We start from the raw sequence: 15,355 nt of genomic DNA, 5'->3' as shown, positions 1-15,355 counted from the left end.
ATGAACTGGGTGGGGCAGAACTGATGGCTTTTGGCATAGGCACCTCAAAGCGCCGAGGGGCGGGGAGACGGCGCTGGGGCCGCACCGTGGTGGTGACCACGCTGGCGGCCGCGCTGCTGGCCCCGGTCGGGCAGACCACTGTCGCGGTGGCCGAGGACAAGGGCCTGGGCAAGCCGGACCTGCCCAACTCGAAGGTCACCAAGGTCAAGGTCATCGACGAGCTCGGTGCCAAGAAGGCCCGGGACAAGGTTGCCAAGGACCGTAAGGCGGGCGACGCCCAGGAAAAGAAGGCCCGCCAGGAACAGACGGCCACCTGGCCCAAGCAGAGCACCGCCACGCTGGACCTGGACGGAGCCAAGACGGCCGCGCCGAGCGGCATGCCGGTCTCCCTGGACCCCAAGGCGACCAAGAAGGCTCCGGCCGCCGACGGCAAGGCCCGCATCACGGTCCTGGACCAGAAGGCCACCCGCAAGGCCGGCCTGACCGGCGTCCTGCTGACCGCCACCGCCGAAGAAGCCGGCACGGCCACCATCACGGTCGACTACGGCCAGTTCGCCTCTGCCGTGGGCGGAGGCTGGGCTGAGCGTCTGCGTCTCGTGCAGCTGCCAGCCTGCGCGCTGACCACGCCGGACAAGACCCAGTGCCGCAAGCAGACGCCATTGAAGTCGGCCAACGACGTCCATGAGCAGAGCGTCTCGGCACAGGTGGCACTGCCTGCAGCCGAGGAAGGCACGTCGACGCAGCTGACCTCGGCCGGTTCGGCTGCCACGGTGCTGGCGGTGACCGCCGCTGCCTCGGGCGGGCAGAACCCCAAGGGCACCGGCGACTTCTCCGCCACCGCCCTATCGAACTCCTCGGCCTGGCAGGCCGGCGGCAGCTCGGGCTCCTTCACCTGGTCCTATGACTTCACCTTGCCGCCTGCCGCGGCCGGTCCGGCTCCCGGACTATCGCTGGCGTATGACTCCGGCGGCATCGACGGGCGCACCGCCGCCACCAACAACCAGGGCAGCGCCGTCGGCGAGGGCTTCGGTGTCTCTGAGTCCTACATTGAGCGCAGCTACGGCAGTTGCGACAAGGACGGGCATGACGATGTGTTCGACCGCTGCTGGAAGTACGACAATGCCCGGCTGGTTCTGAACGGCAAGGCCAATCGCCTGATCAAGGTGAGTGACGGTGTGTGGCGGCTGGCGGGGGATGACGCCTCGAAGGTGATCCGCTCCACCGGCGCCGACAATGGTGACGACAACGGCGAGCACTGGACCGTGATCACCGGGAATGGCACCAAGTACGTCTTCGGGTTGAACAAGCTCGAGGGCGCCGCCGACCAGCGCACCAACTCCACCTGGACCGTGCCCGTGTTCGGCGACGACAGCGGCGAGCCCGGCTATGACAAAGGCGGCGCGTTCGGCGACCGGGAACTGACTCAGGCATGGCGGTGGAACCTGGACTACGTCGAGGACACCAGCGGCAACGCAGCCACCTACTGGTATGCCAAGGAGTCCAACCACTACAAGAAGAACAAGGCGGCCACCGCGAACGCCTCCTACACCCGCGGCGGTTACCTCAAGGAGATCAAGTACGGGCTGCGCAAGGGCGCCCTGTTCACCGACGACGCCGACGCGAAGGTCACCCTCGAGCACGCCGAGCGCTGCACCGTCTCCGACTGCGCCGAACTGACCAAGGACACTGCCAAGAACTGGCCGGACGTACCGTTCGACGCGATCTGCGCGGACGGCGCCAGCGAATGCAACTCCGCGGGTCCAAACTTCTTCTCCCGCAAGCGCCTGACCGGCATCAACACCTACTCCTGGAACGCCACATCGAAGGCCTACGACGCGGTGGACTCCTGGGATCTCGGCCAGGACTACAAGGACGCCGGTGACATCGGCGACACCTCGGACCACGTGCTGGTCCTGGAGTCGATCAAGCGGACCGCCAAGGCCGGCACCGACATCGCCCTCAACCCGATCACGTTCACCTACCAGCGCCTGCCCAACCGGGTCGACGGCACGACCGACGACATCCTGCCCATCAAGCGGCACCGCATCTCCACCATCACCTCGGAGACCGGCGCCATCACTACGGTGACCATGTCGTCCCCGCAGTGCCAGTACGACGAGGTCCACTCGGCGGCGGAGGACACCAACACCCGTTCCTGCTATCCGCTGTACTGGAACATCAACGGTGGTTCGGTCGCCAAGGTGGACTGGTTCCACAAGTACCGCGTCCTGTCCGTCACGGAGGCCGATCCCACCGGCCAGAACGAGGCGGTCGAGCACCACTACGACTACTCGGATGCGGCCTGGCATTACAGCGACGACCCCTTCACCCCCAAGGACGAGCGGACCTGGTCCGACTGGCGCGGCTACCGGCAAGTCACCGTGCAGACGGGGGCCGAGAGCACCACACGCTCCAAGACGGTCTCGCTCTACATGCAGGGCATGAACGGCGACAAGAAGAAGGACGGCACCACCCGCTCCGTCACCCTCGCCCCCCTCGCCGCACCGGCACTCGGCATCTCCGGAATCACCGACAGCGACCAGTACGCCGGCCAACTGCGCCAGAAGGTCACCTACAACGGCACCACCGCGATCAGCGCGCAAGCGAACGAGCCGTGGTCCAAGGAGACCGCGCGCCAGAGCGTGCCCGATGCAGCCGACCACGCCGCCCGCTATGTGCGCACCAAGGAATCAACCAGCTACACCTACCTGACCACAGCAAAGAAGTGGCGCTCCCGCACTGTCGCCACCACCTTCGACGACTACGGCATGACCTACAAGGTCGAGGACCGAGGCGACGACGCCAAGACTGGGGACGAGACCTGCCAGTTCACCTGGTACGCCCGCAACGACGATGCTGGCCTGACAGGCCTGGCCTCGCGCGTTCGAAGCGTCGGCAAGCTTTGCGCCCTGGGCAACGCCGACCTCAGCCTGCCGGCGGATGACTCCAAGCGGGGCGATGTTCTGTCGGACATCGCCACCGCCTACGACGGCGTCGCCTGGTCCTCCCAGATGAAGCCGACGAAGGGCCAGCCGACCTGGACCGGCCGGGCCAAGGCTTATAGCTCTGCCGCAGTGGTCACCTGGCAGAAGATCTCCGCCACCAGCTATGACGATCTCGGCCGCCCGCTCAGTGTGAGCGGCGCCGACAGCACGGTCCCTGCCGCCATCACCGCATACACCCCCGCCGCATCGGGTCCGCTGACCAAGACCATCGCTACGGACTCCAAGGGCTTCAAGGCCATCAAGTACCTCGATGCACGCCGTGGCTTGGTGCTGCGCAGCTTCGATGCCAACACCAAGAAGACTGAGCAGGCCTACGACGCTCTGGGTCGCCTGACCGATGTGTGGTTGCCCAACCGCGACCGTGGTACCCAGAGCCCCAACAGCACATTCGCCTACCACATCGACAACAAGGACCAGTCCTGGGTGTCGAGTGCGACGCTGAAAAGGGACGGCACCACCTACAACACCAGCTACACGATCTACGACGCGCTGCTGAGGCCGCTGCAGACCCAGTCCCCGACCCCACAGGGCGGTCGAATCCTCACCGATACCCGCTACGACACTCGCGGCCTGGCCTACGAGCAGCACGCGGACATCTTCGACACGACCAGTACCCCCAAGGGCGCCTACGCGCGGGCTGCCTACGGCAAGGCCCCCAAGCAGGCCGAGACCGTCTTCGACGGCGCGGGGCGACCGATCACCAGCACCTTCCTGATCGGCGGCGTCAAGAAGTGGTCCACCTCCACCACGTACACCGGTGACTCCACCGCCACCACCGCCCTGGACGGAGGTTCGTCCACCCGCGCCATTACCGACGCCCGTGGCCGCACCGTCGAAACCCGCGAATACGCGAGCAAGAACCCCACCGACACCGAATACAGCGGCGACGCTCCGAGTGAAGGCTTCACCTCCACCAAGTTCGGTTTCACGCTGGACGACAAGCCGCTGACCATCACCGGTCCGGACCAGGCCAAGTGGAGCAACACGTACGACCTCTACGGGCGCCTGGACAAGGCCACCGACCCGGACAAGGGCACCACCGACACCGACTACGACATCCTCGACCGGGCCATCAAGTCCACTGATGCCGAAGGCAAGTCGGTCCTGACCGAGTACGACGAAATCGGTCGAGCCAAGGGCACCTGGGCCGGCACGAAGAGCGATGCCACCCAACTCAACGGCTACACCTACGACAGCGTCACCAGCGGCAAGGGCTTGCCGGACACTTCCACCCGCTACGTCGGTGGCAAGACCGGCCAGGCGTACACCCAGAGTGTCACCGAATACGACAGCCTCGGCCGGCCCACTGCCACCAAACTGGACCTGCCCGCTGGCGACCCGTTGGTCAAGGCCGGAGCTCCGCAGACGTTGGAGTACACCAGCTACTACAACATCGACGGCACCCTGCAGAACACCAAGGAGCCCGCCCTGGGCGGCCTACCCTCGGAGATCGTCGAGTACGGCTACAACGGCCTCGGCCAGCCCACCACGCTCGGCGGCAGCACCGGCTACATCCTCGACACCCACTACACCGCGCTCGGCCAGGCCGACCTGCTCACCCTGGGCACTGCCAACACCGAGGCGACCAAGAAGAGTTACCTCGCCAGCACCTTCGAAGAGGGCACAGGGCGTCTGACCCGCAGTTACCTCAACGCCCAGGCCCACTCGAGCCCGCTGCAGGACCTCAACTACACCTACGACCAGACCGGCAACGTCACCTCTATCGCTGATACCTCCACCCTTGGCGGCGGCCCGGAGACCCAGTGCTTCGCCTACGACGGCCACCAGCGTCTGACCGAGGCGTGGACGCCCAGCTCACAGAAGTGCGTCGACGCACCCAGCGCCACCAGCCTGTCTGGACCGGCCCCGTACTGGAGCTCCTACGACTACAACGACGCCGGCCAGCGCACCTCGGAGACCGCCCACAAGGGTGCTGGTGACACCAAGACCACCTACTGCTACACCAAGGCCACACAGCCACACGCCCTCACCGGGACCAGCACCAAGGCCGACTGCGCCAGTCCTGAAGACACCTACACCTACGACGACACCGGCAACACCGATAAGCGCCCCGGCCCGAAGACAGCTCAGGACCTGGTCTGGTCAGAAGAGGGCAAGCTCGCCAAACTCACTGAGGACGGCAAGGCAACCGACTACCTCTACGGCCCCGATGGCACACTCCTGATCCGAAACACCCAAGACGGCGAACGCATCCTCTACGCCGGAGCAACAGAGCTGCACCTCAAGGCCAACGGCACCACCTGGGCCCAGCGCTACTACGGAACAGTTGCCGTCCGCTCCAACGAGACCGGCGCCAACAAGCTGACCTACCTCGCCGGCGACCACCACGGCACCCAGTCCCTGGCGATCACCGCCGACAACACCCAAACCCCTAGCAAGCGCTACACGTCCCCCTTCGGTGCCGAACGCGGAAAGCCCACAGGGCCGACCTGGCCCAACGACAAGGGATTTCTCGGCAAGACCAACGACACCACCACCGGCCTCACACACATCGGCGCCCGAGAATACGACCCGGCCATCGGCCAGTTCATCAGCGTCGACCCGATCCTCGAACTCGACAAGCACCAGACGTTCAACGGCTACAGCTACGGCGCTCAAAACCCCGTCTCCAACTCCGACCCCAGCGGTATGGCTTTGGCGTGCGGCGGCGAAGGCGGATCCTACGAGGCCTGTCCGGACGATGGCGATCCAATGCCCGAGCCCGAAGGCCACGATGGGCGAGGCCCGGATGAGACCGGACCCTGCACCCGATGCAAAGACAACAGTGACGCGGCCTACGATGATGCGCCCTCACCCGGACCCTCACCCGAAGACGTCCTCGTCGCGATGGGCCCTGCCAGCAACGATCCCAACTTCCTCATGGGGATGTGGCAGGCCCGAGCCCACTGGGGCGGAGGTGACTTCTGGGACAACCCCGCAGCACGTAAGGGCGACGGCATGGTGCCCACCGGCATGGCCTGTTTCGGAAAGACAGGCTGCATCAAGGCATGGGCATACCTCTCCGCCCACGAAGGCACGCCCGGTGCGGTAGCCACGGCCAAATACATTGCGGCCACCTACTGCCTGCACAACAACTGCAGCATCGACGCAGGACAGTTCAACGCGATGCAGGAGAAGATCGGCGACCTGCCGTACATGCTTGCCGGCTTCGGGGTTTCCAAAGGGGTAGCAACGGCCATCAAGTCATTTGCTGCGAGTGGCTGCAAGTGCTTCCTTGCCGGCACCGACGTCCTCATGGCCGACGGCACAACTAAAGACATTGAGGACGTGGAGCTCGGTGACAAGGTCCTTGCCAAGGATCCCGAAACCGGCGAGCAGGGGCCTCGGGAGGTAACGCGCCTGATCGTCACCGAGGACGACAAGCGTTTCAACACGCTCTCCATCGCTACCGACGATGGAATCGAAACCCTCACAGCAACCTACGAGCACCCGTTCTGGTCACCCTCTGAGGGCGCCTGGGTTGAAGCAGAAGAGCTCAAGGCGGGCATGACCCTGCTGACCGACGACGGTGACACTGTCATCGTTACCGCCAACAAGCCCTTCACCAAGCACGCCCGCACCTACAACCTCACCGTCGACGACCTCCACACGTACTATGTACTCGCTGGACAGACGCCGGTTCTCGTTCACAACAGCACATGCCCCACGCTGACGTCGGCAATTCATGATGATCCGCTTCTTGTTAGGGCTGCACAGAAAGCCGGAAAGAATCAGACGGTTCAGCGGGATCTTGATGCGATGCAGGCGAGGTTGGCGGAAGGCAACTTGAATCCGGGTATCGGAAACGGGTTCTTGACCGGGACGGATGTTGCCTACGCTCGCTCCAAGAACGGGGCGAGGCTGTTCTTCCGGAACACTGAAAGCGGCATTCAGATCGTCGGTAAAGCGGATAAGGGAAATGAGCCTGCGGTGATCGCTAGATTGCAGGGTATTTATGGGCGGTGACTCGTTGATCCAGAGAGAGATTGGTGATGCCACTGCTCTCTTCATGATCGCGCTCGGGCAAGAGTCAGAAGAGGCGTCGAATCTGGATCTGATTCTGACGCTGAGGGATGGATCGCGATGGAGTGCGACCGTTCTCACTTTGGCGGAGGTAGATGCCATCTGGAAGCGATGGGAACTGACAGGAGAGTGCTTCAGCGGCAGATACTTCAACTGCCCCGACCTCCTGCTTGTAAGGGAAGCCGGAATTAACAGTATCTGCGAGGTGCTGGAAGACGTTCTGGCGACGGGGGGGCCGGAGGGGGTCCTCGTGCGCCTTGAAGGCGATGGTGCGATTGATTGACCGCCCAGGCGGTTCTCGTTAGCGAGTTTGAGGCCCCATCGGCCGTCGCCGATAGGGCCTCACGGGTGTCTGACGGCAGTAGTTGACGGCAACGGCGGAGAACACCCGAGGTGTTCGCCGCCGTTGCCGTGTGTCGTCAGGGGCGATTGAGGGCGATGCCGGGTGCGGTCATTGCCTCCCGCTGGTGGCGGAGGCGTACGTGAGCGTAGACGGTGGCGGTGATGCCGATGTGGATCTAGCCCGACAAGTTCCTTGATGACGACGAGGCCCATGCCCTATTGCAGGCGAGCAGAGCGGCCCTTGCGGAGAGCGCGATAGGGGGCCGGAAGAGGTTGGTCTAGCCAAGCACCCCTTCTCCGCGGTGCGGGGAAGACGTACGCGTTGTGCTGACACTCGGCGCGGTCGTGTCCCGGTCGCGCTGCTGCTCTTCGTGACAGTGCTTCAGCGGCTGAGAGCAGTGGTCGGGGAGGGCGACGTGGAGCTCAGGCCTCACCGCTGCGAGCGTTCTGCGCAGAGCGCGACATGAGCACCCTGAAAACACCAGGTCACCGCGTCAATTGGCAGGGATTCCCCATGGACTTTTCAGGGACTTTCAGCTCTGTCACAGGGACCTTTCAGGGACGATCTGCCGTGCAGACCAGAAAGCCCGTGACAGAGCTGAAAGAGTCAAACGTGCAGCTCAGATGGTGTTCTCTCAGCACTCGATGACGTTGACCGCGAGCCCGCCCCGCGCCGTCTCCTTGTACTTGACCTTCATGTCGGCCCCGGTCTCCTTCATGGTCTTGATGACCTTGTCGAGGGAGACCTTGTGCGAGCCGTCGCCGCGCATCGCCATCTTCGCCGCGGTGACGGCCTTGACCGCCGCCATGCCGTTGCGCTCGATGCACGGGATCTGGACCAGGCCGCCGACCGGGTCGCAGGTCAGGCCGAGGTTGTGCTCCATGCCGATCTCGGCGGCGTTCTCCACCTGCTCGGGGGTGCCGCCCAGGACCTCCGCGAGCGCGCCCGCGGCCATCGAGCAGGCGGAGCCGACCTCGCCCTGGCAGCCGACCTCGGCGCCGGAGATGGAGGCGTTCTCCTTGAAGAGCATGCCGATCGCGCCGGCCGCGAGGAGGAAGCGGACGATGCCGTCCTCGTCGGCGCCGGGCACGAAGTTCATGTAGTGGTGCAGGACCGCGGGGAGCACGCCCGCGGCGCCGTTGGTGGGGGCGGTGACGACGCGGCCGCCCGCCGCGTTCTCCTCGTTGACCGCCATCGCGTAGATCGTCGTCCACTCGCCGCGGTGCAGCATCGGGTCGCCCTCGGCGCGCAGCTGGCGGGCCTGGGAGGCGGCGCGGCGGCGTACCTTCAGACCGCCCGGCAGGATGCCCTCGCGGGACATGCCGCGCGAGACACAGGCCTGCATGACGCGCCAGATCTCCAGGAGGCCCTCGCGGATCTCCTCCTCGGTGCGCCAGGCCTTCTCGTTCTCCAGCATCAGCGAGGAGATCGACAGGCCGGTCTCGCGGGCGAGGCGCAGCATCTCGTCGCCGCTGCGGAAGGGGTACTTCAGCACCGTGTCGTCGAGCTTGATCCGGTCCTCGCCGACCGCGTCCTCGTCGACGACGAAGCCGCCGCCGACCGAGTAGTACGTCTTCTCCAGGAGCGGGTTGCCCGAGGCGTCGTAGGCGAAGATCGTCATGCCGTTCGCGTGGTACGGCAGCGAGCGGCGGCGGTGCAGGATCAGCTGGTTCGGCTCATCGAAGTCGATGACATGGGCATCGCCTATCTCGGCGCCCATCAGCCGCAGCTTGCCGGTCTGGCGGATGCGCTCGACCTCGTCGTCGGCCTTCTCCACGTCGACGGTGCGCGGAGAGTGGCCCTCGAGGCCGAGCAGGACCGCCTTCGGAGTGCCGTGGCCGTGCCCGGTGGCGCCCAGCGAGCCGAAGAGCTCGGCACGCACGGAGGCGGTCTGGGCGAGCAGACCGTCCTTCTTCAGGCGGCCCACGAACATCCGGGCTGCCCGCATCGGACCGACCGTATGGGACGAGGACGGGCCGATGCCGATGGAGAAGAGGTCGAAGACGGAGATGGCCACGGTGGCGGACTCCCTTGTCTGCTCGTGGGGTGTGCGGGGCAGGCGATCAGCCGGGTGGCTGAGGGGTGTAAACAAGTGTGCGGATTTTGTCCGGTGAACGAGCCTAACGCGCCAAGCGCCGGGCTCGTCCACCGAAGCGGCCTCAGGCCGGGGTGAGCTCGCGTTCCTGCTGGTCAGCGGCGGGAACATCGTCAGTGGCCGGGGCATCGAGGATCGGGTCCGGGCCGGGCAGCCCGGCCATGTGGGCCCTGATGCCGGAGCTTACGGCCCAGAAGTAGAAGCCCAGTGCGGAGACGCCGACCAGCGCGATGGCCACGCCGCCCGGGATGTACCCGCGGCCGCCGAACTCCTCGCCGCCGATGTACGACAGGACGCCGATCCAGAGCAGGAAGGTGATCAGCCACCAGGCCGGGGCGAACTGCTTGGCCAGGTTCTTCTCGCCCTTGCGCTTCAGGACGACGGCCGCGATCGGGGCGGCGACCAGCGTGAGCAGCACGACCTTGCCGGTGTCCGGCCACTTCGTCCAGTACAGCGCGCAGGCCGCGAAGGCGAAGGTGAGCGGGCACAGGATGCGTGCCGCCGGGAGACGGAACGGACGCGGCAGCTCCGGCTTGGTCTCGCGGAAGACGCCGACGGCGATCGGGCCGATCAGGTACGAGACGACCATCGCGGCGGAGACGACGGCGGCGAGCGCCTCCCAGCTGTGTCCCACGGTGAAGAGCAGGATCAGCGAGAAGCCCAGGTTCAGCCACATCGCGGGACGCGCGGTGCCGTACTTGGGGTGCACCTGGCGGATCTTCTTCGGGAAGAAGCCGGTGTCGGCGAGGTTCTGCGCCATGAAGGAGGCGGAGGCGACGTTGCCGATGTTGGCGCCGGACGGCGAGATGAACGCGCCGAACTGCAGCGTCATGACGACCCAGTGCAGGGCGAGGATCTTGGCCAGGTCGGCGAACGGCGAGGCGAAGTTGATGCCGCTCCAGCCGCCGGCCTCGGCGAGCTGGGCCGGCGGGACGGCGCCGATGAAGGTGATCTGCAGGGCCATGTAGATGACCAGGCCGAGCGAGAGCGCGCCGACGAGGGCGAGCGGGATGGCGCGGCCCGGGTTCTTGGCGGCGCCGCCGAGGTTGACCACGGCCTGGAAGCCGTTGAAGGCGAAGACCACACCGGAGGTGGTGACGGCGGTCATCACCGCGGACCAGCCGTTGGGCGCGAAGCCGCCGTGGTTGGTGAAGTTGCCGGTGTGGAAACCGGAGGCGATCAGCGCGACCACGGCGAGCACCGGGATGGCGAACTTGACCAGGGTGAGCAGGTTGTTGGCCTTGGCGAGCAGCGCCACCGACCAGTAGCAGGCCAGCCACAGGACGACGGTGAGGACGAACGCCATCACCATGCCGGAGGTCGTCAGACCGCCGTTCTCGACCAGGCCCTTGGCCCAGCCGAAGTTCCAGGACGCCATGTACTGGGTGGAGGCGATCGACTCGATCGGGATGAGCGCCGCGATCGCGATCCAGCAGGCCCAGCCGGTCATGAAGCCGAGCACCGGGCCGTGCGAGATGGAGCCGAAGCGGGCCATCGAGCCGGGCAGCGGGTAGGCCGCGCCCACCTCGGCGTACGACATGGCGATCATGCCGATGAAGACGGCACCGATCACCCAGGCGATGATGGCGGCGGGCCCCGCGACCGTTGCGGCCTGGCCCGCTCCGAAGAGCCAGCCGGAGCCGAAGATCGAGCCGAGGCCGATCATGATGAGGGCGAAGAGGCTCAGCCCCTTGCGATTCGCCGCACTCATATCCATGGGTTGCGTACCGTCCTAGTCCGTCGTGGCTCCGCCCAGGAGACGGAGCCTTATATAGACCGTATTTGCGCTCTTTTGAGGATTGCTCCGCTCTTCGGCCAGGATCCGTGGGTCCAAGGTCACAGCAAAGGGCCCGCCCTGTGGATAACCACCGGGCGGGCCCTTGTGCCCATGCGTCTTACGGCAAGGCGTTTTACAGCGAGGTGTTCTACAGCGACGGGTACAGCGGGTGCTTGGCCGCCAGCGCCGACACCCGAGCGGCCAGCGCCTTCGCGTCGTACGTCGGCTTCAGCGCCTCCGCGATGACATCCGCGACCTCACGGAAGTCCTCGGCCTGGAAACCACGGGTCGCCAGCGCCGGCGTACCGATGCGCAGACCCGAGGTCACCATGGGCGGCCGCGGGTCGTTCGGGACCGCGTTCCGGTTGACCGTGATGCCGACCTCGTGGAGCCGGTCCTCGGCCTGCTGGCCGTCGAGCTCCGAGTTGCGCAGGTCGACGAGGACCAGGTGCACGTCCGTACCGCCGGACAGCACGTCGACGCCCGCCTCGCGCGCGTCCGGAGCCGTAAGCCGCTCGGCGAGGAGCTGCGCGCCCTCGATCGTGCGGGCCTGGCGCTCCTTGAAGTCGTCCGTGGCGGCGACCTTGAAGGAGACCGCCTTGGCCGCGATGACGTGCTCCAGCGGACCGCCCTGGAAGCCCGGGAAGACCGCCGAGTTGAGCTTCTTCGCGAAGGTCTTGTCCCGGGCCAGGATGATGCCGCCGCGCGGACCGCCGAGGGTCTTGTGCGTGGTGGAGGTGACCACGTCCGCGAACGGCACCGGGTTGGGGTGCAGACCCGCGGCCACCAGGCCGGCGAAGTGCGCCATGTCGACCCAGAGGTACGCCTCGACCTCGTCCGCGATCCGGCGGAACTCGGCGAAGTCCAGCTGGCGCGGGTACGCCGACCAGCCCGCGATGATCACCTTGGGGCGGTGCTCCTTGGCGAGGCGCTCGACCTCGGCCATGTCCACCAGGCCGTTGTCGTCGACGTGGTACGCGACCACGTCGAACTGCTTGCCGGAGAAGTTCAGGCGCATGCCGTGCGTGAGGTGACCGCCGTGCGCCAGGTCCAGGCCCAGGATCGTGTCGCCGGGTTGGGCGATGGCGAACAGCGCGGCCTGGTTGGCCGAGGCGCCCGAGTGCGGCTGCACATTGGCGTACTCGGCGCCGAACAGCTCCTTGACCCGGTCGATCGCGATCTGCTCGGTCACGTCCACGTGCTCGCAGCCGCCGTAGTAGCGGCGGCCCGGGTAGCCCTCGGCGTACTTGTTGGTGAGGACGGTGCCCTGCGCCTCCATGACCGCGACCGGAGCGAAGTTCTCCGAGGCGATCATCTCGAGCGTGGACTGCTGACGGTGCAGCTCGGCGTCGACCGCGGCGGCCACTTCCGGGTCGAGCTCGTGCAGCGGGGTGTTGAGAACAGACATGGGCTCGGTCCTCACTCGCCGGTCTCGGCGAACTTGGTGTACTCGTCCGCGGAGAGCAGGCCCTCCGGCTCACCGGAGATGCGCACCTTGAACAGCCAACCACCCTCGAACGGGGCGGAGTTGACCAGCGCCGGGTCGTCCACGACGTCCTGGTTGATCTCGGTGACCTCGCCGTTGACGGGGGAGTACAGGTCGCTGACCGACTTGGTGGACTCCAGCTCGCCGCAGCTCTCACCGGCCTCGACTTCGGCGCCGACCTCGGGAAGCTGCACGAAGACCACGTCGCCGAGCGCGTTCGCCGCGTGCTCCGTGATGCCGACCGTCGCCACGCCGTCCTCGGCGGGCGTCAGCCACTCGTGCTCCTTGCTGTAGCGCAGCTGCGCGGGGTTGCTCATGGCCTGAATTCTCCTGTACGCGGGGGAGTGCTGGTGGACGAGGGAAAAGTACGGAAGCTGTGGAAGGTCAGGGTCACTTCTGGCGCTTGTAGAAGGGCAGAGCGACGACCTCGTACGGCTCGTGGGTGCCGCGGATGTCGACGCCGACGCCCTTGCTGCCCGGCTCCGCGTGCGCGGCATCGACGTACGCGATGGCGATCGGCTTGCCGAGCGTCGGGGACGGGGCACCGGACGTGATCTCACCGATGACCTCGCCGTCGGCTCCGCCCATGGCAGTTACAGACATGCCCGCGCGCGGGACCCGGCGGCCCTCGGCGATCAGGCCGACGAGCTTGCGCGGCGGCGCCGTCTCGGCACGCTCGGCGGCGGCCGCGAGCGCCGCCCGCCCCACGAAGTCCTCGGAGTGCGAGGTCTTCTCGAACTTGACGACCCGGCCGAGCCCGGCGTCGAACGGCGTCAGCTCCGCCGTCAGCTCGTGCCCGTACAGCGGCATGCCCGCCTCCAGGCGCAGCGTGTCCCGGCAGGAGAGGCCGGCGGGCACCAGGCCCACGGGCGCGCCCGCCGCCATCAGCGCCTGCCACAGCTGCTCCGCGTGCGCCGGGTCGACGAACAGCTCGAAGCCGTCCTCGCCGGTGTACCCGGTGCGGGCGATCAGCGCGGGCACGCCCGCGACGGTGCCGGGCAGGCCCGCGTAGTACTTGAGGCCGTCCAGATCGGCGTCCGTGAGTGACTTCAGGATGCCGGGGGACTCGGGGCCCTGGACGGCGAGCAGCGCGTACGCGTCGCGGTCGTCGCGGACCTCGGCGTCGAAGCCCTCGACGCGGGCGGTGAGCGCGTCGAGCACGACCTGCGCGTTGGAGGCGTTGGCGACGACCATGTACTCGGTCTCGGCGAGGCGGTAGACGATCAGGTCGTCCAGGATGCCGCCGTCCTCGGCCACGATCATGGTGTAGCGGGCGCGGCCGACACCGACCGAGCCGATGTTGCCGACGAGCGCGAAGTTCAGGAAGTCCGCGGCGGCGGAGCCGATCACGGCGATCTCGCCCATGTGCGAGAGGTCGAAGAGTCCGGCCTTCGTACGGACGGCGTTGTGCTCGTCACGCTCGCTGCCGTACCGCAGCGGCATGTCCCAGCCCGCGAAATCGGTCATGGTCGCGCCCAGTGCACGATGCACGGCATCGAGGGCGGTGAGACGGGGGACAGTGCTCATAAGTGTGGCTCCCAGGGCATGACTGGCGAGGTCGATCCTCCCCATCTGTCATAAACCTGAGAGGTTCACCACGCCCGCACGTATCAAGTACGCATCTGGGGGCGCGGCTTGCACCTTGGGTGGAGCCACGGCTGCGGCCCGCTTTTCAGATCTGCCTCGCCCGCGCGGTAACTGGGCCTGAGAGATTCAAGGGAGGGACTTGCTCCTTCGGCGCCCCAGCCCGACGACGTCTGGGGGCTCTCCCGCGCGGATTCAAGCGGCCGGTATGCAGTTGGCGGGCACATCATTGCACGTCTTCGGGGGACGTAATGAGGTTGTGCCGCATTACCGGCTCTTTACACTCGTCGTCAGAGAGTTACGTGAACGGCATCGGGGAGGACGATCACGTTGCAGAGAACCAGCGCGTACGCGACCACCACCGGGGTCGCCATACCGAAGCAGGCGGGCGCGCCCGCACGAGAGGCCGTGGGCGGCGCTGGCCCTGTGGTGCGTGACCTCCGGGACAGGGCGGGACGCACCCCCCGCCGGCTCTTCTTCGCCGAGGGCGACCTGGTCGTCGTCTCCGGACTGCCCGGCAGCGGCAAGACCACCTTGATCAAGCGGGCGGTCGCCGCTCCTCGTCTCGACTCGCAGGACGCCCGGGACCGCTGGGCGGACCGCATGCCCAGGCTCCTTCCGTACGCCGTCTACCGTCCGCTGGTCCGCCTCGCCCACTTCGCCGGACTGCGCCGGGCACTGCGCTCGGGCGCGAGCGTCGTCGTGCACGACTGCGGTACGCAGACGTGGGTGCGGCGGTGGCTGGCCCGGGAGGCCGCCCGCCGGGGCAAGGGCCTGCACCTGCTGCTGCTCGACGTGGACAAGACCACCGCACTGGCCGGGATGCGCGAGCGCGGCCGGGGCGTCTCGCGTTACGCCTTCGCCCGCCACCGCAGGGCGGTCCGCCGCCTGGTGGGCGACGCCGAGCGGGGCCGGATCCCGGCGGGCTGCGCCTCGGCGGTGCTGCTCGACCGCGATGCGGTGGACACGCTGCAGGGGATCACCTTCGGCGGCTGACCGGACGCCGGTGACGTACCGGCAGCAGGCAGAAAACCAACGACAA

The 15,355-nt window shown here is 66.9% G+C and carries 8 protein-coding genes and 2 riboswitches; of the genes, 3 read left to right on the top strand and 5 right to left on the bottom strand.

The features are described from left to right. The first annotated feature begins 92 nt into the window (after positions 1-92). On the top strand, positions 93-6,971 hold the full coding sequence (locus tag OG430_RS16705) for a polymorphic toxin-type HINT domain-containing protein (protein ID WP_327359126.1): 6,879 nt from the start codon (positions 93-95) through the stop codon (positions 6,969-6,971). A 4-nt stretch (positions 6,972-6,975) separates the two neighbouring features. Then, positions 6,976-7,311 carry a hypothetical protein gene (locus OG430_RS16700; protein ID WP_327353295.1) on the top strand — a complete coding sequence of 112 codons (336 nt, stop codon included), beginning with the start codon at positions 6,976-6,978 and terminating at the stop codon, positions 7,309-7,311. A gap of 694 nt (positions 7,312-8,005) precedes the next feature. Here the strand turns inward: OG430_RS16700 and OG430_RS16695 are convergent. From OG430_RS16695 to gcvT, 5 genes are all read right to left on the bottom strand, one after another. Further along, entirely contained in the window at positions 8,006-9,388 is a 1,383-nt protein-coding gene (locus OG430_RS16695) for an L-serine ammonia-lyase (RefSeq protein ID WP_327353294.1), read from the bottom strand. A gap of 142 nt (positions 9,389-9,530) precedes the next feature. Further along, positions 9,531-11,183, bottom strand: a complete 1,653-nt coding sequence (locus OG430_RS16690; RefSeq protein ID WP_327353293.1) for an APC family permease — start codon at positions 11,181-11,183, stop codon at positions 9,531-9,533. Positions 11,184-11,391: 208 nt separating this feature from the next. Further along, positions 11,392-12,651: a serine hydroxymethyltransferase gene (glyA, locus tag OG430_RS16685; protein WP_327353292.1), complete on the bottom strand. Its 1,260-nt coding sequence runs from the start codon at positions 12,649-12,651 to the stop codon at positions 11,392-11,394. Positions 12,652-12,662: 11 nt separating this feature from the next. Then, positions 12,663-13,046 (bottom strand): glycine cleavage system protein GcvH, encoded by a 384-nt coding sequence (gene gcvH / locus OG430_RS16680; RefSeq protein ID WP_327353291.1) that lies wholly within the window; start codon positions 13,044-13,046, stop codon positions 12,663-12,665. 73 nt (positions 13,047-13,119) lie between these two features. Then, positions 13,120-14,256, bottom strand: coding sequence for a glycine cleavage system aminomethyltransferase GcvT (gene gcvT / locus OG430_RS16675; protein WP_327353290.1), 1,137 nt, complete (start codon positions 14,254-14,256; stop codon positions 13,120-13,122). A gap of 35 nt (positions 14,257-14,291) precedes the next feature. Continuing rightward, positions 14,292-14,411: riboswitch (glycine riboswitch) on the bottom strand. Next, positions 14,412-14,511, bottom strand: a riboswitch (glycine riboswitch). Between the two features lie 126 nt (positions 14,512-14,637). Here gcvT and OG430_RS16670 point away from each other — a divergent pair. Next, on the top strand, positions 14,638-15,309 hold the full coding sequence (locus OG430_RS16670) for an AAA family ATPase (protein WP_442816714.1): 672 nt from the start codon (positions 14,638-14,640) through the stop codon (positions 15,307-15,309). The last annotated feature ends 46 nt before the right edge of the window (positions 15,310-15,355 follow it).

Source organism: Streptomyces sp. NBC_01304 (assembly GCF_035975855.1).
In the GTDB taxonomy this organism is placed as follows: domain Bacteria; phylum Actinomycetota; class Actinomycetes; order Streptomycetales; family Streptomycetaceae; genus Streptomyces.
The sequence above is the reverse complement of the archived record's forward strand: the minus strand, read 5'-3'. Positions and strand labels throughout refer to the sequence as shown.

Coding starts and splice junctions, on each gene's coding strand:
- OG430_RS16690 (WP_327353293.1), bottom strand. CDS start 11,183: ATGGATATGAGTGCGGCGAATCGCAAGGGGCTGAGCCTCTTCGCCCTC.
- gcvT (WP_327353290.1), bottom strand. CDS start 14,256: ATGAGCACTGTCCCCCGTCTCACCGCCCTCGATGCCGTGCATCGTGCA.
- glyA (WP_327353292.1), bottom strand. CDS start 12,651: ATGTCTGTTCTCAACACCCCGCTGCACGAGCTCGACCCGGAAGTGGCC.
- gcvH (WP_327353291.1), bottom strand. CDS start 13,046: ATGAGCAACCCCGCGCAGCTGCGCTACAGCAAGGAGCACGAGTGGCTG.